This is a genomic window from Labilibaculum antarcticum (genome assembly GCF_002356295.1).
GTDB classification, from domain to species: domain Bacteria; phylum Bacteroidota; class Bacteroidia; order Bacteroidales; family Marinifilaceae; genus Labilibaculum; species Labilibaculum antarcticum.
The window spans coordinates 234,407-253,217 of record NZ_AP018042.1; the positions used below are offsets into that span (position 1 = coordinate 234,407).

The following is an 18,811-nucleotide window of genomic DNA, read 5'->3' on the forward strand; positions in this document are numbered from 1 at the left end:
TTAGATTGATGGTAATACAACAGTAAAGGTACTGCCAAAGTTCCTTTTACTCAAAACATTTATCGATCCTTTATGAGAATCTATTATCATTTTTGAATAAGACAAGCCAATGCCGAAACCTTTTACATCATGTAAATCACCAGTTGGGGCTCTGTAATATCTATCGAAAACAAGCTTCTGTTCCTCCTTAGTCATTCCAATCCCTTTATCGGATACTGCAATGTAAAGATGCCCGTTTGTGTTTTTCGTCTCAACTTCAATTTCAGGTTTAGCCCCGGAGTATTTTACTGCATTATCCAACAAATTCAACAATACATTTTGAAGCAAATCTTTATCGCCATAAACCATATCATTTTTTGCATTCAACTTGTAATTTATTGTTCCTTCCCGCTCTGCTAATTGCACAGATATACAATCGGAACATTCTAGTAACAAGGAGTGCAAATGCATTTCATTCCAACTCAACTTTAATTCCCCTCTTTCCATACATGCTAATTTCAAGAGCTGCTCAACTTGAATCTTTAATCGATTATTCTCAGAAGAAATCATATTTGAATAATGAATTATTTGATCCTTATTAGCATGAACTTTATCGCGCTTTAACATTCCACTAGCCAATGATATTGTTGCCATTGGTGTCTTAAACTCATGTGCGATATTATTGATTAAATCCGTCGTTCGACCCAAAATCTTTTTATCATTAATTAATGAAAAAACCGTAATTCCGAAAAAAACACAAAGAATAATAATGAGTATTAGTGAGCAAATAAACATGCTTCCCATACTATCCATTAAATTTTGCTCTCTTTTTTGGAAATAGACATTTAATATTGCTTTATCATGACTTAATGCTTTACGCAAGCTATAATAAAAGCATTTGCTTTTGGGTTGTTCATCGGCGGTACTCAACACTTCAATAGTATATGGAGATTGAATCTGATAATTTTTAAACTGTTGATGAATGATGGAATCCAATCGCCCTACCTCCAGCTTTAAAAGTTCACTATCAGATGCATTGTATTTCTCTTTGTTCATAAATTTGCGCATCTTCTCGCAACTTTGCTGATCTTTTGTAAACTCATCAACCGATTCGTGCAATGCCAAACCAACCCGATGATTGAATTGCTCTTCGTTTAAACTTCTGGCTCTACTAATCCAGCTGATTTGAATTAATAGAAGAAGTAACAGAACAATTATCGAGATGATAATAAATATCTGAATTCTATAAACCTTAATTTTCTTCAATAACGTTTTAAAGGATAAACTCATAGACTTTTACTTTCGGAACATCTTTATTTTGCAGTCGTTCTCACAATTCAAATTTAATTTAATTTTCAAGAAATATTTATGCTTTAACAAATCATTAACAAGAGACAAAAAGATCTTTTACGTTCTTTATAGGACAATTCAAAATAAGACTAAAAACAGATTAATTAATATTTAAATTTAAAAGCATGAAAAAATTATTATTCGGACTTCTATTTGTATTTGCTATAAATGTGGTAAGTTTTGCCAGCCAGCCGGTTATTTCAATTTTAGACAACGAGATTTCTTTGTCTCAGGATCTGGATCAGGATCAAACACAAGATCAGGAAAAAAAGGTTGAAAAGAAAAAATGTGATAAGGATTGTAAAAAAGCCTGTTGCACTAAAGAAGCCAAGGCAGAAAAAAAGTCTTGCTGTTCAAAAGAAGCTAAAGCTGAAAAATGTGATAAAGCCTCTAAAAAAGATTGTAGCACAAAGGAAGCTAAAGCAGAAAAAAAATGTGATGCAGATTGCACAAAAGCATGTTGTAAAAAATCATAAGGATAGTAAAGATATCTTATAAGCCCTTCAAGTAAATTGAGGGGCTTTTTTATGCAGTTTGGTACAATTTATGTTCTTGTTTAGTAGTTCATTTATTAGGGTCTAAACTTTTCCGATATGAAAAACATATTTTTTTTAATTGTAGGTATATTCTATTTTTCTGGAGTATTTTCTCAGAATGTAGAACGATATAAGGAATATCATGACAATGGAAGAGCCCTTATTTTACAAGGCAAATATGAAAAAGCCATATCATACTTAGACACTGCTATTAACATTATGCCTTACTATTCTACGATTTTTCAAGATAGAGGATATGCAAAAATGCAAGTTAAAAAATACGAAGATGCTATTCTAGATTTTGATCATGTTCTCAATAAAAAACCATATCTATCCGAAGTCCGACTACAAAGAGGCATGGCACTCTATCATGTTAATCGATTAAATGATTCGGAATCAGACTTACTGGAAGTACTAAACAGCAATCCAAATAAAAGTCATGAGGCAATTATTTATCTAGATAATATTCGAAAAGAGCGAGAAATTACAGCTCAACAAGATTATTACGAGATGCTTCAATCAATTCGGTTTCAAGTCGAAAATGAACGGATATACAGAGCTCGTCATCGAGAAGAAATTATTTGGAATACAGTTGTTCCCTTAGCCTTCTGGACTACTGTTTTTTTAAGCTGGTAAATCAGGATCGGTCTTTAGAGATTTTTTTTGTATGGAATTGATTTCCCCATAAAACGTGTTTTATTATAATTGGGTATGTCTGTATTTTCCATTTTTAAACGGACTTTTTCCAGACTTTCCACAGAACCAACCACGGTTAATACATCACCCAATCGAAGTCGAGTATATCCAGTAGAAATTAAGGTATTATTATTCCGTTTAGTAGCCAAAATAATAACATCAGTAGGAAGTTGTATATCCCTTAAGGTAATGCCGTGTAATTCTTGATTTTGCATTTCAATATCCACAGTATCCTGATCTTTCTCCATGCCAAGTAATAATGATGTGGCAACTGGTGATCGCACCAAGTGATCCATTAAGCTTACCATTACCGTAGAAGGTTCAACAATGAGTGCTCCAAGCTCGTGGAATTTACTCACATAGCTCCTCTCATTTACCCTAACAACCACATCTCGGGTACCAAAATGTTCGTAGGCCAATTCACAAAATTTAAGATTCTCCTCATCTTTATTCAACAACACAATCGCATCCGCTTTATCGGCTTCAAGCTTCTTTAATTCAACCAGATTTAATTCTTTCACATGGGTAACATCCACACCATGATACTCTAACTTGGCCCTCTCCTCGTTTCGGGTTACTAATTTAACCAACCAGCCATGCTCCATTAATTGCCGAGCCAAAGCAAGTGATTGACCTTCTAAACCAAAAATAATTGCTTTTTGAATTTTATTTTCATGCAATAACCCTTTTTTCTTATGACTTTCGCCTACCAATAATATTGACCACTTAAAAAGAGGCGGCCCAAATATTTGATTCAATACAATTACTGAGATTAAAATGGTGGAAAACTCTGATCCCCATTCCGGATATTTAGCAGAAACAACTGCAACTAATCCGATAGCTACACCAGCCTGAGTAACATATGGCATCCAGGAAATACGATTAAAATGTAATGGATCGCCCCCCAGTGTGCCTCCAACAAATGCACCTATTGCCATACTTACTAAACGAATGGTAAAAAATAAAAGAGCAATCTCCCATGTATCTTTCAAAATATCTATTGAAATAGAAGCACCTGTGAGTGTAAAGAAAATAACATAAATAAAAGGAACAACCAGTTCAATTATCTTTACGAATTCTCTGCGGAAATTACCAAAATTAACAACCACAAAACTTCCAATTATGCATACTAATAGTGGTTCTATATATAAATCAAAACCAAAATACATCTGACTTTTTTTATGCACAAAATCTGCTAATAAATAGACGCTGTAACCAGATAGCAGGAGTAAAAAAGACTTTATCCAGGTAGATGATCTTAACGATAAAATAAAATTCATAAGCGCCCCAAGTAAAAAGCCCAGTAAAAGAGAAAGGCACAACTCTCCTATTAAAATAATCAACAACCAAATGTCAAAATGAATATCAGATAGTAAGGCATCTGCTAAAGCGAAACAAATAGTAAATAAAATGATTACCAAAACATCTTTTACTACCGTTACACCTATAGCTGTTTGCGTAAATGGTCCTTTAGCCCTCATTTCATTTATCACCGCAATTGCAGAAACCGGTGACCTGGCAACAAATATGGTTCCTATGAGAAGTGCAACAGCAAGCTTCATGTTAAAACTCGCACCCGACAAAAAAGATATACTATCCGACAAAAGAATAACTGCAATGCCACTTAAAACAAAAGTGAAAAACAATTGTCCAAAGGTCATCCATTTTATACTTTTCATTCGTCCCTTTAACTCCTTTAAATAGAGTTCCGCACCTGCAGCGAAAGCAATAAAAGAGAGCGAAATTTCATTAAAAAAATACAGTTTAGGTATGGCTGGTTTTGGAATTAGATTTAATACAAAAGGACCGGAAAGAATACCAATAATTAAAAGACCGGTGATAACCGGTAATTTTACCTTAGGGAAATACTTAGAAATCCGATTAGCGGCCGTTGCTACGATCAGAAATCCTGCAATAAATACAATTATTTCCAGATAATTATTCATTCAATCTTGATTTAGGTTTTATAGGTCATTGCATTTTCCCAATTTTTATAATTTCAATTTTAAGATACAGAATTATATTTATCCATGCAATTGAGTAAAACGATTCGCTTCTTTATTTGTAATTATACAAGACCGCTAATTCTGATGGTTAATTTATGGTTGAGCTCAGCTAAAAATCCATCACCTATTTAATTTTAAATTAACAATAAAAACGTTCAAATACGAACACAAACTGTACGGTAATCAACACTATTAAGAGTAAGCCAAAACAATGAAATATACATTATAGACTGAACATCAAAGCATTACTACAATTGGCACAAATACTGATATAATTAAAGTGTAAAACTACTATGTTTTAAAACAAAGCATAATTTGAATAAAAGTTAGGAACGAAACAAGCAAACAAGATGAAAAAATACGGCTTTATATGGCTCTCTATCTTTCTTGCACTTCAGTTAGTATTCAGCTCAATGACCATAGCAGAATCATATGATGTGAAAGAAATAGAAAGCATTTTCAAGGAAACTAAAGCATTGTGTTTTGAAGACAATGGAATGCTTTGGGGAAGAACTCTTGATGTTCCAGTTCTTTTAGTAGATAAAGAAAATGGAAAAATCTACACTAATAAGAACAGCAAAAAACTAGACCTACAGTCCTATAATGATATTTATACCGGAAATTTACCTGATTTCGTTGATGTGATAAAAGGCCCGGCAAAAATCGGCAATCAAATTTGGGCTGTTATCCCACTTCCACTGCCAGTGGATAAAATTAAGAGACAATGTGTTATTCTTCATGAAGCTTTTCATTGTGTTCAACCTGAAATAGATTTAAAACCTAAGCCATATAATAACAACCACATGGACGAAATGGAAGCTCGATTTTGGCTGAAGCTTGAATGGAAAGCTCTTGAGTTAGCCTTACAAAGTGAAGGGGAAATTAAAAAACAAGCGATCACTGATGCAATCTGTTTTCGATATTATCGGAGAGCTTTGTATAGCAAATGCGACGGCTGTGAAAATCGATTTGAGATTCATGAAGGTATGGCAGAATATACAGCTCAAAAATTATGCAGAAACGATAAAGATCTCAAGGCATATTTGCAAAATCAGTTACAGACAATGTGGGAATCTCCCTCGTTCGTTAACTGTTTTGCTTATTTCTCAGGACCGGTTTATGCATACCTTCTGGATGATACCAAAACAAACTGGAGATCGCACTTAGGTGCCCGAGATGATATCGCAACAATAGTTCAATCGGCCTATGATATTTCATTGCCATTCGACCTATATATGGAGGCTGAGGAAAGGTCAGTACTGTATAGTGGAGCCCAGATCATGGGGGAAGAATTAGATCGTGAAATTGCTTTGTGACCGCACTTCAATTACAGCACTAAGGAATATTTACTATTGGGCAGCTTATTTAGCTGCCCATTCTTTTCTATTTACTTTGCTTCAGACTTTCCGTATCTTTAATTACTAAACGAAAATATCATGAATATATTATTGGATCAAGGTTGGAGCGAAATTGATAGTAAATTGGTTAAAAATTATTTACTTCCTAACTTCATTGAAGCTATCAATTTTATAAATTTAGTGGCTAAAGAAGCTGAAAGCATAGATCATCATCCTGATATAATGCTCTATAACTACAAGAACGTACGCCTTACATTAACCACTCACGCCAAAAGGAAAATCACCAAAAAGGACATTGTACTTGCCAAACTCATCGATAAAGTTTATGATTCGATGAAAGTATTTTAAGTAATCACAATTCCTTTATTGTACGTGCCCAAGATTTGCATTCCTTTGGTGTAATCTTTTATTTTCGCCAGTGCATTATTAAACTGTCGAGGACCTTCAAATTCTAAATCGACATGAAAAAAGTATTGCCAATTGATACCTGGAATTGGAAGAGATTGAATCTTTGAGAGATTGATGTTTTCCTTAGCAAAACAATCTAAAATATACGATAAGCTTCCTGGCTCATGGCTGGTACTAAAATAAAGCGATGCTTTATTGTAACCACCATTAGGTCCGACATCTTTTTGTCTTTTTAGTAGAAAAAAACGGGTTTGATTGTCCTTAATACTTTCGATTTGTTCGGCTATTATTTCCAACTGATACAATTCTGCAGGATAATCACCCGCAATAGCTCCTACACCCACCAGCTCATTATCTCTTACATTTTTTGCACTTAAAGCAGTATCTGCCGTTTCCACCATTTTAATTTGCGGATAATTACGAAAAAAGGCACGACACTGATTAATTGCCATTGGGTGAGAATGAACTTCTTTCAAGTCTTCTATTTTCTGACCGGGCAATGCCATCAAGTTTTGCTTAATTCTTAAAAATATTTCACCTTCGATTACAAGGCCCGAATCTTGTAATAATCCGTAATTTTGAAGTATGCTTCCAGCAATAGAATTTTCAATTGCCATAATTCCTCCATCACAGACAGATTCATCTTGGGTTAATTGAACCAGCGTAGCGAAATTTTCGGCTGGAATAAATTCAACATCTTCTCCGTAATAAGCATTCGCAGCTAAATGGTGAAAGCACCCTTCAACACCTTGGATTACAATTTTTCGTTTGTTCATGGTTATAGTTAGATTTTACATCATAAAAAAGAGTCCCAATTAATCAGGACTCTTTATGAATATTTTAAATTTTATTTCATCAGAATCCTGTTCTTCTCTCTTTTAAAAAAGAAAAAAATAAAAAACCAATTATTAAAAAATACTGTTCTCATAGGGTCAAAAAAAAAGAGCCTTTATAGAGGCTCATCATCAGTTAATAGTACGTGAAAATCCTCTTCTAACAACAGCTGCTAAAAAAGAAAAATCGCTCGATATGCATGTTTTGGTTCATATGTAGTGTACTAATTTGCTTCAAAGATAAAAAAATATTTCATACAACCTGACAATTATCATACTCATGCATAAACTAATGCTAATTAAACAGCCCAAATTTAGTAGATGATATCGGCATAAATATGGAGTTCTACAATTTTTAGATCGTCAGATATTTAACAGATCAATAACAATCTTCGCTGTTCTTTATCAGTCAATAGTCGTATATTTAATACCTCAATGTCTTTATATATAAAAAATGAAAATTAGATTGCAACTATTATTATTTTTAGCGCTGCTACTATCAATAAAATTGGCAGAGGCTCAAGAAATAAAAACCTATAATTTTAATGAATTGGAACCTATTTTCCATCATCAGAATGATACCACTTACGTGATTAACTTTTGGGCCATGTGGTGTAAACCTTGCGTTGAGGAACTCCCCGAGTTTGAAGATATCCGAAAAGATTACTCGAACCAAAAAGTAAAGGTGATTCTGATAAGTCTCGATTTTGGGAAAAATGTTACAGATCGGCTAACAAAATTTTTGGAACGAAAAGACATTCATGCTAGGGTAATATTACTTGACGATCCGGATGCTGACTCATGGATCGGAAAAGTGGATAAAAACTGGGATGGGGCTCTTCCTGCAACTGTTATTTATAAAAAAGATATTCGAGAAGTTTTTACCCGCCAGATTTCATACGACGAACTGGCGAAGTCTATTGATAATTTAAATAAAAAAATGAATTAAAGTTTATAGTTATGAAGAAAATATTGATTCTTGGTCTGTTTGTATTGGCCACAATTGGGGTAAATGCCCAAGCCTATAAGGTTGGTGACGAGGCAAAAGATTTTAAACTAAAAAATGTTGATGGAAAACATATTTCGCTTGCGGATTATAAAGATGCCAAAGGCTTCATTGTAATTTTCACGTGTAATCATTGTCCATTTTCAGTGGCCTACGAAGACAGAATTATTGAAATAGACAAGAAATACAAATCAAAGGGCTACCCTGTTATAGCAATCAATCCAAATGATCCTGAATTATATGAAAGCGATTCTTTCGACAACATGATTAAACGATCAAAGGAAAAAAGCTTCACATTTCCTTATCTTATTGATGAAACGCAGGAAGTATTCAAGAGATATGGTGCAACAAAAACACCACATGTTTTTATTCTTAGCAATAATTCGGGAAAATATACGGTAGAATATATTGGCGCTATCGATAACAATTACAAAGATGCATCAGAAGTTACAAGTCGTTACGTAGATAATGCTGTAGATGCATTACTGCAAAATAAGAAACCAGAAATTACATCAACCAAGGCAATTGGCTGCGGCATTAAAACCAAAGGATAAAGGAAGTATGAAGGAAAAAGATCCAAGTATCAAATGATGCTTGGATCTTTACCAAAATTAGATCAGGTTTATTCGGCAATTTTAAGAGAGAGTTTTCCAACCACCCTGCCCGATTCACTGTACTGATGGGCCTCTGCAACATCAATCAAATCATAGGATCTATCGATGTGTGTTTTCAACAGACCGGCATCAACAAAATCGGCTAACATTTCGAGATCTGCTTTACTTTCCTTTACAAAAACCGTCTTCATTTTTTTAGAACTTACCAGGTTATGAATGGAACCAAGTAAGAGAATATTGAACGAAGGCAGTGTAGTCACAAAAACACCTCCTCGTTGCAAAATATGCTTCACTTTTAAGTATTCTTGGTTTCCAACCACATCAAAAAAGATATCATACTCCTCTTGAAGCGAAACAATATTTTGTTCCATATAATCAATCACACAATCGGCTCCCAAATCTTTTACAAACTGAATATTTCGGCTACTGCAAACACCTGTAACTTTGCATCCAAAAGCTTTCGCTAACTGAACGGCAAAAGAACCAACACCTCCCGAGCAACCATTTATCATCACATTCATTCCTTTGTGAATTTTGCCTATATTCCGAAGTGCTTGCAAAGCCGTTAATCCTGCCAAAGGCAAGGTGGCGGCCTCATCAAAATCCATATTTTGCGGTTTTAAAGCCAAGTGGTTTACTGAGGTCGCGACATACTCAGCATATGCGCCATTTTTAGCAATATCGATTTTCCCGAAAACCTCGTCACCAATTCGAAAGAACTGAATATTTTTCCCAACCTCAACAATCCGGCCAGCAATATCGCCACCTAAAACACAGGGCAATTTCTTTCTCATGAATAGTTTTAAATTTCCTTTACGGATTTTCCAATCAACCGGATTTACCGAAGAAGCATAAACCTCAACTAAAACCTGATTATCATCTATTTGCGGACGAGAAATATTAGCGATCTCCAATACATCCGGCGTTCCATATTTTTTCATTACTACCGCTTTCATATCTCCGATATTTAAAAAATTCAAAACACTTATAATGAATCCCTTGTGCTTTATTCAAGTTACAACAAGTTTCCAATATCTTCAAAGAAAAAAGGCCCACCCGTAAGGATAAGCCCGATTATATACTCTATCTGTATTTTATTTCATATCATCCCAATCCCCATCAAAAAGGATTTTACCCAATGATCTCCTCACCCTTTTATTCGATTCCATTTCCCTGATATTCTCAGGTAATTGCTTCGGATCACCCAAATAACCAACAGCTATCATGCTTACAATATCAAAATCAGCAGGTATTTCGAACATTTCACGAGCTTTTTCAACACTAAACCCAGCCATTTGATGCATATACAAATCCATACTCATGGCTTGAACAGACATATTTCCAATGGCTAACCCCAGGTCATGACGGGCATGATGATTATCTTTTTGATTTTGAGCGAACTTTTTTGAAACAAGCGTCATTATAATCATTGGAGCAGTTTTCACCCACATCTGATTAAATTCAACTAAACACGATAAAAGCTGATCGTATCTTTCCGGATAATCTTTTGTCGCGTATATAAACCTCCACGGTTGCTCGTTAAAACAAGAAGCGGCATATGATGCGGCCTCAAATAACTTTTCAATCTTTTCGCTTACAATTTCTTTCTCAGAAAAAGCTCTGGGACTCCATCGCTGATCTACTAAATCATGAATTTTTTCGCTCATAATGGTATCGATTTATAGTGGAATAATGTTTCCCGATCAACAAAACAAGATCAGCCAAGTTTATATTGATCATTTACCTCATGCTTTTGAAGGTAAGTATATTTTAACAAAAATTAAGGACTTGCTTGTATTTTATTGCATACCTTTGGGCCTAATTATTAATCAATGAATCACTTATTAAAAATATAAATGAAAGCAAGTGTATTTCTATTGATTCCTCTGTTACTATTTATGCTGTTGGTAGACATTTATACCTACCGCGGAGTAAAACCTCTGATTGCCAGATTTAAAAATGCTTTGGCAAGACAAACATTGACCATACTTTTCTGGGGAATCTCACTTTTTATTTTTTCGTGCTTTACCCTGTTCATGTTTGGGATTAAATATGTACAACAATCTGAAATCTACATATACGTAGGTTACCTGGTAGCTGGGTTTGCATTGTTCTACATTCCAAAGTTTGTATTTATACTTTTCGTTCTATTAAAGGATATACTAGGGGCGATTGCTAAAACCACAAAGTGGTTTCGAGAGAGAAAGAAAAAAAGTGTACCACAATTTAATTCAACGAAAAAAATGGAGAGATCCGAATTTTTGTATCAAATGGGATTAGTTCTTGCAGCGATTCCGTTTGCATCTATATTATATGGAGTAACTAAAGGAAAATTTAATTTCCGGGTAATGCGTGAGAAAATCAGTTTCGATCACCTTCCCAAATCTTTTAAAGGACTGAAAATCGTTCAAATATCAGACATGCACTTAGGCAGTTTCAATAAGAATTTTGAAAAAATTGCCCTAGCTGTCGATCTTATTAATGAACAAGAACCTGATTTGATTCTATTCACAGGTGATTTGGTAAATAACTTTGCTGAAGAAACGGATGGATGGGCTCCTATTTTGGATAAAATGAAAGCTAAAATTGGAAAATATTCAATAATGGGAAATCACGATTACGGTGATTATTCGTATTGGAAATCTCCTGAAGACAAAGCCAAAAACCTGCAGGCAATTAAAGATTTCCATAAAGAAATGGGATTTAAGTTGCTCTTAAATGAATCGGAAACCATAACAATTAACGATGAGCAAATTGCTTTGGTTGGCGTAGAGAATTGGGGTAAACCTCCTTTTCCTCAACATGGCGATTTAAATAAAGCAATCAACGGATCAGCCAATCTACCCTTTAAAATTTTGATGAGTCACGATCCTTCACACTGGGATGCGCAAGTTTTGGATACAGATATTGCCCTTACCTTTTCCGGCCATACACATGGCATGCAATTTGGGCTCGAACGGGCAGGTATAAAATGGAGTCCCATACAATACAAATACCCTCGCTGGGGCGGATTGTATCAGCAAAAGGATCAATATCTTTATGTGAATCGTGGATTTGGATACATCGGGTTCCCAGGTAGAATTGGGATGCCACCGGAAATTACCTTGGTGGAGTTGACCTAATGAGACGCTGATTAACACAAACATTTTTGGTTTAACACAGATTTTAAAATTATATATAATGAGGATGCGCTTTGGCGTGTCCTTTTTTTATTCTACACTGGAATTTCCGCAAAACACGGATTAGGAGATAATTTTGGGTCTCCTTACTAATCAGGCATAAATTGTAGTCAAGCGAAAAGGGAAGTATTTTACATTCGTTCCTTTGTTATCATTTTTTTCTCGAGCCTGAAGGGCTCAAAGATAATAGCCCGGGGTCAATGAGCACAGCGAATGCCACCCTGGGATATTAATGTAGCAGTAAGTACCGACGCAGGTTTTAAAAAATATTTGGAAAGCAAATCGCGTTTGCGTCGGAATAGCAAAAAGCTTATCCTTAAAGCTTAAAAGGTTGAAACCCAAACGTTAGGGCAGTACCGATAATTCGTGAGTCAAAGCTTGATTTTAGGATCGTGGATTTGTCTTCCTAAATTTATTTCACGCCTCATTCCAGCCCTCCTGCTTGATAAGCAGGGAGAAGCAAACGCACAAAATAAATTGATGCTGATTAATTTTTATTTTGTACATTTAATAGCCTTAGTGATTTGATATATTGACAGTTCCAAACACCTATTGTCATAAACTGTCAAGTTTATTGAATCAATACCATCAATTATTAACTAGTAACTAAACAATTTTCCCATGAATGAATTCAAAAAATTTATAGCCAAAGGAAATGTACTTGAAATGGCTGTCGGTCTGATTATGGCACTTTATTTTGGTGCCATAATAAAATCATTGGTGAATGATATTATTATGCCCCCTGTGGGAATTATATTAGGCGGAGTTGATTTCTCTGATCTAAAAATTATTCTGCAATCGGCAGTAATAGAATCAGTTCCTGGTGCGGGTGATGCTGTTGGCGAAGTTGCAATTGCTTACGGCTTGTTTATTAATGCAATTATCACCTTCCTGATTGTTGCTTTCGCTATTTTTATGATTGTAAAGTCTTTCAATAAAATGAAAGCAAAAATGCAAAAGAAAGCAGAAGAAGCTCCTGCGGCACCTGCTGCTCCAAGTAAAGAGGAAGTATTATTAACTGAAATACGCGATTTGCTCAAAAAATAAATAACTGAACCAAAACAGAAAGGACTCGAAAGAGTCCTTTTTTTTTGTACCGTATCTTTCGAATCCCTTGTTCTATTATCGAACTACTACTAACTTCAGTTCGATTTTAAAACACAAAATAAATATCTGAATTACGACAAGTAACGAATATCTAAATAAAAAGTGCATAGTAACTAGTCGCCATATTACTGATGCCAAATAAGATGCATCATTTCTTTAAGTTGCTGTTTTACAGCAAATTAACTTTAGTCCTGACTGTAAGGCGTTCAGCTTACACCCTGCTGTTTTAACCGAAATTTAGAAATACAAGTCACTTGCCTTTAGGTTGTTGTGTTTAAAATAGGCTGCTTTAAAACATAAAGTTGTTACCACCCATAAACTGGTGGAGGAATGCTTCAACGCAATGGTCATGAATTGCTACGCGATGGTCGTAAATTACTACGCGATGGCGGAATACTTCTACGCAATGGTCGTAAATTGCAACGCGATGATCATGAATTGCAACACAATGGCGGACTGCTTCAACGCGATGGACTCAAATTGCAACGCAAACAACATAAACTCTATTTCTAAACTTCTATCCAAAGAAGGCATCAATCTAAATAGAACTTCTCTTTTTTGAAAATCCGTTTGCCCCAATATACGAATGGGGTATCGGCTGCAGCAACAATAAATTTCAAGAAATACGTGCTTATAAATATTTCCCACATAACAGCAGTTTCAAATACTCCCCAAAAAGCAATAAGTACAAAAACAGTACTATCAATAAACTGAGAAACAAATGTGCTTAAATTATTGCGTATCCAAATTTGGCTGTCTTTTGGAAAATGTTTGCGCCAAAAATGATAAGCCCAGATATCATGCCGTTGGGAAAGTAAATATGCAGCAAGACTGGCAATAGCTATGCGGGGCATTAAACTAAATATTGTACTGGTTGCTTTGTGTGCAAGGCCTGCAAACTCATCTCCTTCCAGGGGTATAAAAAATAAGGACAGATTCATTAATAGGGTCATGGAAATGAGGCTGAAAAATCCTATCCAAACAGCCTTTTTTGCCTCTTCTTTCCCGTAATTTTCCGATAAAATATCAGTCACTAAAAACGACGAGGCATAAACGATATTACCTAAAGTTGCAACAAGTCCAAAAAGCTCAACGGTTTGAATAACTTGAATATTGGCAACAATAACAGAAATTGGAATCCATATAATAAGTCCCCATTTACCAAATATGCGATATGCTAAAATAATTAACAGGAAGTTTGCCAGCAACATGACCAGCCATAAAATTTCGTTTTGCATTTTTTTATTTTTTTTGCTGAAGCAGGAAAGGATACTCACAAACAATTGTTGTTAGGCCTTATTTTTACTTCGTTGCAGGGAGATGCCACCTGCTTTGTTTGTACTAAATTCAGGATGCAAATGTAAGGAAAAATTCATCGCGAATAAATTCCATGAATAATATCGCACAAACGCCCCCTGCTGGTGCGCGATTATCGCGTTTAGTTAGGCTAAATGCTAAAACTACAGTGTGTTAAGGAGATAATTATATCGTTGAGACGCAGAATTTTGAGCCTCAACGGGAAATTTAAAACGCACTCAAAGAAAAGGAAATCAGTAAATTTGCAAACATGCTCCCCGTTTGATCCTCATACCCAACCCGAATTCCCAAATCGACAGGTGCAGAAAAGCGAAGCACATGCAAATCGGTACTTAGCTCAGCACCAAAAGATGTAAATGCATCCTTATATTCATATAAATTCTGATTCATATCTGAAAATTTACCTTTTTGATATCCGTAATCGAAAAAAGCGTTCATCTTTACTCGTTTAAAATAGGCCAATGGTCCCATATTCCAATCGGGATAAAACAATGGCAAGGCGTAATCAATTCCTGTGGAGAAAATATCCTCACCATAAATATCATACATACCACGAGGACTTTTAATCGTATTTGAGAATCGGGAATTATAGACTGAACGGTTTTGGTACCCGCCATAGAGTTTAATGCCATGATGCTTTGCGAAACCTGGGAAGTACAGGTAACTTTCGGCCGACCATGTTTCTCCCAGCTTCGAATCGCCAAATGGTGTGTGTCTATAGTTCAATTCCAGCACCTGAGCCCATTGGTACTGCACATCGCGAGGAGCTGTTTTTACAATGTTATAGGCAAAAATCTGATACTCCATAATTTCCTGAGTAAAATCCTTATCACCAAAATCGTACTCGCCCAATGGTAAAGGATTTGCTTGTGTAGTAGCTAAAGTTGTATATTTCATGTTTGCCAGCTTAGCCAAACTGTAGGTTACTTTTGGTATTATGCGTGTGGAATATTTCCCTCCCGAAAGATCGAATGGTAAACGGATACTATTTTCCCATCCCCATTGTTTTAAAGCGCGGTTCACCAATACTGTATCTATCTGAGAAGGAGTAATTCGATCGGCAAGCGTCCAAAACTGTGATTCTTTATTGCCAACTGTCAGTTTCGAATCGAAAATGGGAAACAGTCCCTGATAGGACATATTCACGTAAAACTGCCCGTTTTGATAGCCCTGTTCTTTTTTGTAACCAACTGTGGTCAGCAATGTACTCAGCTTATTTTGTGAAGCCACAGACACGCCTATATCGGATTCTTGTTCCAGCCCATCGATAAAAACCGGAGCCCAGGAATGAAAATTGAACAGATGTCCCAATTTTGAGTAATTCTTCACTTCGAATCGATCCAAATTAGTAGTATCCGGAGATAACTTTTCACCCAATTGCTCCGATAAATTTTCGGCTAATGGGAATGTCTTGAAATTGCCAGCCCACTCTGTCCAATTATCAGCTTGACTGGTAGTTTTAACCGGCAGATAGCCATCGGATGTGTAATCGGAATAATAGAGCTGATTTTTATTTACATGTGGATCGCGTGCGCCAAACCTTGACGAAGTAACCTGATAAATTTTTTCGCTTGATTTATTGAAAGCAAAAACATTATCGATTCCCGTAAAACTGGCTGTAAAAAAGACATGATCATCGGTTACCTCCAGCTGAGACATTTCATGTGCTCCAAAAGAAAACAAGCTGGTTCTGCTTCCTGAATTTAAATCGAGAGATACCAATTGCTTTCCTTCTTTATTTAAAAGAATATATAATATCGAATTGTTCTTGTTCCACTTTGGTGATAATATAAATTCATCTTTCCCTGCCGTGATTCTTTTCTCAAGCAGTTTACTTTCGGCATTGAGTATCTCCAAATGATTATCGCCCAATTCATCAATTTCAACAGCTGTAATTTGCTTTCCATCATCTGAAAAAGCAGGTGCAAACAAAGAATTTTCATATTTGATTTTACTTCTTTTTTTCAAATTGGTATCATACATCACCAACACACTTTTATCGGCCTTTTCCCAACGTAAATTCTCTTTTCGTTCTGACCAAATCAGTTTGCCGTTTTTGTAATCGAAACCCGAATTAAAATCGTATCCGGGAACGAAAAGTTTTTTCTTACTGCCGTCTTCGCTGATTATTTCAAAGTAAGCAGCATCTGCCAAGCCTTCTTTCAATACAATCACTTCTCCTGAAGTGCCAACATGCGGAAAGCGTTGGTTTGTGTATACCTGCTCACGATTTGCCAATGCTTCAAATTTCGTAAGATTTAATTGTGCATCCTGAACTTTCCATTCCCACTGCAACTCCTTCATGGTATCGTAATACAACATCAGTTTGCCATCAGCCCGGGTATTTTGCTCTTTTACCTGTTCCCAATCAATATCCTCTACACTTATTCCTTGGGCCAGAATCTCTTTTTGCTTATCGGATAAAGAAACAAATACAGAATCTCGCTTCGCATTCATTCCATTTTTAATTCCATCGGCAAAACTTGTAATGCCTAAAGGTCTTCTCCCAACCCGGTTGAGTGTTTTCTCCCACAATTCATCTCCGTAATGGGTTTTTGCTTTGCCTACCAAATAATAGCCTAATTTGTACCGATCAGTCACATAATCCTGATAAGATCCATTGATTGCTTTATCGTAAGAATAGTTGCCCTTTTCAATCAATTGAGCCCGCAGCTCCTGCTCAAAAAATGGCAATCGTCCACGGCCCAACTCACTTAAGGCTGTTTCGGCACAAACAGCATCGCCTTCCAGAAACCAAGCTGGCAAATACAAACCGACTACTACCATGGTCGATTGCTGGCCAAATATATAGTTTAAAAAACGAGTAAATCCTTGTTCTAATTTATCCAACTGAATAACATGCCGGTATTCATGAGTCGTTACATGATCAATCCATAACTGAGCGTCGTTATCGGGCGAAGAAGTATTATAAATCTCCATTCGTTTAGGAGCCCATGCCACCATCCCATTACTTGTAGCACTTTGGGTATGCACAACTACTGAAAATTTCTTAGGTTGATGATTGAGATCTTTTCCGCCCTTTTGAAGTAAATCCTGAAAAATAGCAGCCATATATTTGGCTTTTTCTTCATAAGCTTCAGGAAATATAATTTGAAAATCATTCGTGTTAATTTGTTTCCAGCTAATGGAAGCAGGATCTTGTCCGGTAGTAAAATATTGTCCCTTAGCAAGTCCCCAAGTTGTTATCAAACAAAAGAAAACCAAACCTATTTTAACAAATTTCATCATATAATAATATTGATCGTGTATTTTAAATTTTAACAAAAACAAGTTAGAAGACTGAGCTGTACAACAAAACACTCTTATTAAAGTCTGATAACTAGACTTGCAGTAGAGTAATATCAAAAACTTAAACGATACATTACTGCTCCGAATAAATAATAATTTTGCAAACGACTAAAAATACTTATTTTTAATTGAATTTAAACTTCCATATGAATATCGATAAATATAAAATCACGAAAAAGGTAAGCTTAGCCAATACCGACACTTTCAAAGAAATTGAAGATGCTAAGGACAAATTAAAGCACATTCGCAGAGAAATTAGCGAATTGCAGGATGTCATGTATGCACATGGAAAATACAGCATGCTTATTTGCTTGCAAGGTATGGATACATCCGGAAAAGATAGTTTAGTGCGTGAGGTTTTTAAAGATGTGAATGCCAGAGGAGTTGTGGTACACAGTTTTAAGGCACCTACTTCGAATGAACTAAAGCATGATTTTTTGTGGCGGCATTACATTGCACTTCCGCAAAGAGGTAAAATTTGTGTTTTTAACCGCACACATTACGAAAATGTATTGGTTACCCGAGTACATCCCCAATATATTTTGGGAGAAAACATTCCTTCGGTAACTGGTCTTGATGATTTAGATGATGCCTTTTATCACAAACGCATGGAACGAATTGTTTATTTTGAAGAGCACATTGCCGAAAGTGGGACTATTATTTTAAAATTCTTTTTACACCTTTCAAAAGACGAACAGAAAAAGAGATTGTTTCGAAGACTTAGAATGAAAGTAAAAAACTGGAAGTTTTCCAAAGATGATTTGAAAGAAAGAAAATCGTGGAGTGCTTATCAGGAGTGCTACGAAGATGCAATTAACCGCACCTCGAAGGACTTTGCTCCCTGGTATGTTGTTCCTGCCGACGACAAAGCTACAGCAAGACTTATTGTAGCTGAAACAATACTTCAAAGCTTGCAATCTTATAAAGACATGGTGGAACCTAGTCTCGACAAAGAGACTTTATCGCATTTAGATGAGTTTAAAAAGCAACTTGAAAATGATTAATAATACGAATTAATGAGTAATGCCAAAATCATATTGGCGAACAAAGTCTCAAAATACAAAAATCAAGATAAATCTTCTTTTATCTTGATTTTATGTACTTCCCTACTAA

Annotated in this window: 17 protein-coding genes; 10 read left to right on the forward strand and 7 right to left on the reverse strand. The window is 35.6% G+C overall.

Features of this window, described 5'->3' with window-relative positions:
- Positions 1 to 1,269 (reverse strand): sensor histidine kinase, encoded by a 1,269-nt coding sequence (locus ALGA_RS00860; RefSeq protein WP_096427502.1) that lies wholly within the window; start codon positions 1,267 to 1,269, stop codon positions 1 to 3.
- A gap of 185 nt (positions 1,270 to 1,454) precedes the next feature.
- On the opposite strand from ALGA_RS00860, the gene ALGA_RS00865 reads away from it, so the two are divergent.
- Together ALGA_RS00865 and ALGA_RS00870 are read left to right on the forward strand one after the other, a co-directional pair.
- A complete protein-coding gene (locus ALGA_RS00865) occupies positions 1,455 to 1,805 on the forward strand; it encodes a hypothetical protein (protein WP_096427503.1) in 351 nt (116 codons plus the stop codon).
- 117 nt (positions 1,806 to 1,922) lie between these two features.
- A complete protein-coding gene (locus tag ALGA_RS00870; protein WP_096427504.1) occupies positions 1,923 to 2,501 on the forward strand; it encodes a tetratricopeptide repeat protein in 579 nt (192 codons plus the stop codon).
- 14 nt (positions 2,502 to 2,515) lie between these two features.
- Here ALGA_RS00870 and ALGA_RS00875 read toward each other — a convergent pair whose 3' ends face one another.
- Entirely contained in the window at positions 2,516 to 4,507 is a 1,992-nt protein-coding gene (locus tag ALGA_RS00875) for a monovalent cation:proton antiporter family protein (RefSeq protein WP_096427505.1), read from the reverse strand.
- Positions 4,508 to 4,917: 410 nt separating this feature from the next.
- Between ALGA_RS00875 and ALGA_RS00880 the strand changes: the two genes are divergently transcribed.
- Positions 4,918 to 5,883: a hypothetical protein gene (locus ALGA_RS00880; RefSeq protein ID WP_096427506.1), complete on the forward strand. Its 966-nt coding sequence runs from the start codon at positions 4,918 to 4,920 to the stop codon at positions 5,881 to 5,883.
- A 120-nt stretch (positions 5,884 to 6,003) separates the two neighbouring features.
- Positions 6,004 to 6,273: a 4a-hydroxytetrahydrobiopterin dehydratase gene (locus tag ALGA_RS00885; RefSeq protein WP_096427507.1), complete on the forward strand. Its 270-nt coding sequence runs from the start codon at positions 6,004 to 6,006 to the stop codon at positions 6,271 to 6,273.
- On the opposite strand, the gene ALGA_RS00890 is transcribed toward ALGA_RS00885, so the two are convergent.
- Entirely contained in the window at positions 6,270 to 7,109 is an 840-nt protein-coding gene (locus ALGA_RS00890) for a prephenate dehydratase (protein ID WP_096427508.1), read from the reverse strand. The two genes, ALGA_RS00885 and ALGA_RS00890, sit on opposite strands and share 4 nt — an antisense overlap.
- A gap of 511 nt (positions 7,110 to 7,620) precedes the next feature.
- Here ALGA_RS00890 and ALGA_RS00895 point away from each other — a divergent pair.
- Positions 7,621 to 8,115, forward strand: a complete 495-nt coding sequence (locus ALGA_RS00895; RefSeq protein ID WP_096427509.1) for a TlpA disulfide reductase family protein — start codon at positions 7,621 to 7,623, stop codon at positions 8,113 to 8,115.
- 11 nt (positions 8,116 to 8,126) lie between these two features.
- Complete coding sequence (locus ALGA_RS00900; protein WP_096427510.1) at positions 8,127 to 8,726, forward strand: thioredoxin family protein; 600 nt, start codon at positions 8,127 to 8,129, stop codon at positions 8,724 to 8,726.
- Between the two features lie 68 nt (positions 8,727 to 8,794).
- Here the strand turns inward: ALGA_RS00900 and ALGA_RS00905 are convergent, their stop codons facing one another.
- Positions 8,795 to 9,742 carry an NAD(P)-dependent alcohol dehydrogenase gene (locus ALGA_RS00905; RefSeq protein ID WP_096427511.1) on the reverse strand — a complete coding sequence of 316 codons (948 nt, stop codon included), beginning with the start codon at positions 9,740 to 9,742 and terminating at the stop codon, positions 8,795 to 8,797.
- Positions 9,743 to 9,880: 138 nt separating this feature from the next.
- A complete protein-coding gene (locus tag ALGA_RS00910) occupies positions 9,881 to 10,453 on the reverse strand; it encodes a nitroreductase family protein (RefSeq protein ID WP_096427512.1) in 573 nt (190 codons plus the stop codon).
- A 189-nt stretch (positions 10,454 to 10,642) separates the two neighbouring features.
- Here ALGA_RS00910 and ALGA_RS00915 point away from each other — a divergent pair, with 189 nt between their 5' ends.
- The 3 genes from ALGA_RS00915 (at position 10,643) to ALGA_RS00925 (ending at position 13,585) form a co-directional block, all read left to right on the forward strand.
- On the forward strand, positions 10,643 to 11,908 hold the full coding sequence (locus tag ALGA_RS00915; RefSeq protein WP_096427513.1) for a metallophosphoesterase: 1,266 nt from the start codon (positions 10,643 to 10,645) through the stop codon (positions 11,906 to 11,908).
- Positions 11,909 to 12,586: 678 nt separating this feature from the next.
- Positions 12,587 to 13,012, forward strand: coding sequence for a large-conductance mechanosensitive channel protein MscL (gene mscL / locus ALGA_RS00920; protein ID WP_096427514.1), 426 nt, complete (start codon positions 12,587 to 12,589; stop codon positions 13,010 to 13,012).
- Between the two features lie 390 nt (positions 13,013 to 13,402).
- Positions 13,403 to 13,585, forward strand: coding sequence for a hypothetical protein (locus ALGA_RS00925; RefSeq protein ID WP_096427515.1), 183 nt, complete (start codon positions 13,403 to 13,405; stop codon positions 13,583 to 13,585).
- Between the two features lie 20 nt (positions 13,586 to 13,605).
- On the opposite strand, the gene ALGA_RS00930 is transcribed toward ALGA_RS00925, so the two are convergent.
- Together ALGA_RS00930 and ALGA_RS00935 are read right to left on the reverse strand one after the other, a co-directional pair.
- Complete coding sequence (locus ALGA_RS00930) at positions 13,606 to 14,310, reverse strand: queuosine precursor transporter (protein WP_096427516.1); 705 nt, start codon at positions 14,308 to 14,310, stop codon at positions 13,606 to 13,608.
- 286 nt (positions 14,311 to 14,596) lie between these two features.
- Entirely contained in the window at positions 14,597 to 17,638 is a 3,042-nt protein-coding gene (locus tag ALGA_RS00935; RefSeq protein WP_096427517.1) for a hypothetical protein, read from the reverse strand.
- 206 nt (positions 17,639 to 17,844) lie between these two features.
- On the opposite strand from ALGA_RS00935, the gene ALGA_RS00940 reads away from it, so the two are divergent.
- Positions 17,845 to 18,702 (forward strand): PPK2 family polyphosphate kinase, encoded by an 858-nt coding sequence (locus ALGA_RS00940; RefSeq protein WP_096427518.1) that lies wholly within the window; start codon positions 17,845 to 17,847, stop codon positions 18,700 to 18,702.
- Positions 18,703 to 18,811: the final 109 nt, after the last annotated feature.

Excerpts from the sequence above, each read along its gene's own strand:
- ALGA_RS00910 (WP_096427512.1), bottom strand. The coding sequence starts at position 10,453 with ATGAGCGAAAAAATTCATGATTTAGTAGATCAGCGATGGAGTCCCAGA.
- ALGA_RS00875 (WP_096427505.1), bottom strand. The coding sequence starts at position 4,507 with ATGAATAATTATCTGGAAATAATTGTATTTATTGCAGGATTTCTGATC.
- ALGA_RS00895 (WP_096427509.1), top strand. The coding sequence starts at position 7,621 with ATGAAAATTAGATTGCAACTATTATTATTTTTAGCGCTGCTACTATCA.
- ALGA_RS00925 (WP_096427515.1), top strand. The coding sequence starts at position 13,403 with ATGCTTCAACGCAATGGTCATGAATTGCTACGCGATGGTCGTAAATTA.
- mscL (WP_096427514.1), top strand. The coding sequence starts at position 12,587 with ATGAATGAATTCAAAAAATTTATAGCCAAAGGAAATGTACTTGAAATG.
- ALGA_RS00860 (WP_096427502.1), bottom strand. The coding sequence starts at position 1,269 with ATGAGTTTATCCTTTAAAACGTTATTGAAGAAAATTAAGGTTTATAGA.
- ALGA_RS00870 (WP_096427504.1), top strand. The coding sequence starts at position 1,923 with ATGAAAAACATATTTTTTTTAATTGTAGGTATATTCTATTTTTCTGGA.
- ALGA_RS00880 (WP_096427506.1), top strand. The coding sequence starts at position 4,918 with ATGAAAAAATACGGCTTTATATGGCTCTCTATCTTTCTTGCACTTCAG.
- ALGA_RS00905 (WP_096427511.1), bottom strand. The coding sequence starts at position 9,742 with ATGAAAGCGGTAGTAATGAAAAAATATGGAACGCCGGATGTATTGGAG.
- ALGA_RS00885 (WP_096427507.1), top strand. The coding sequence starts at position 6,004 with ATGAATATATTATTGGATCAAGGTTGGAGCGAAATTGATAGTAAATTG.
- ALGA_RS00900 (WP_096427510.1), top strand. The coding sequence starts at position 8,127 with ATGAAGAAAATATTGATTCTTGGTCTGTTTGTATTGGCCACAATTGGG.
- ALGA_RS00890 (WP_096427508.1), bottom strand. The coding sequence starts at position 7,109 with ATGAACAAACGAAAAATTGTAATCCAAGGTGTTGAAGGGTGCTTTCAC.
- ALGA_RS00930 (WP_096427516.1), bottom strand. The coding sequence starts at position 14,310 with ATGCAAAACGAAATTTTATGGCTGGTCATGTTGCTGGCAAACTTCCTG.
- ALGA_RS00865 (WP_096427503.1), top strand. The coding sequence starts at position 1,455 with ATGAAAAAATTATTATTCGGACTTCTATTTGTATTTGCTATAAATGTG.
- ALGA_RS00915 (WP_096427513.1), top strand. The coding sequence starts at position 10,643 with ATGAAAGCAAGTGTATTTCTATTGATTCCTCTGTTACTATTTATGCTG.
- ALGA_RS00940 (WP_096427518.1), top strand. The coding sequence starts at position 17,845 with ATGAATATCGATAAATATAAAATCACGAAAAAGGTAAGCTTAGCCAAT.
- ALGA_RS00935 (WP_096427517.1), bottom strand. The coding sequence starts at position 17,638 with ATGATGAAATTTGTTAAAATAGGTTTGGTTTTCTTTTGTTTGATAACA.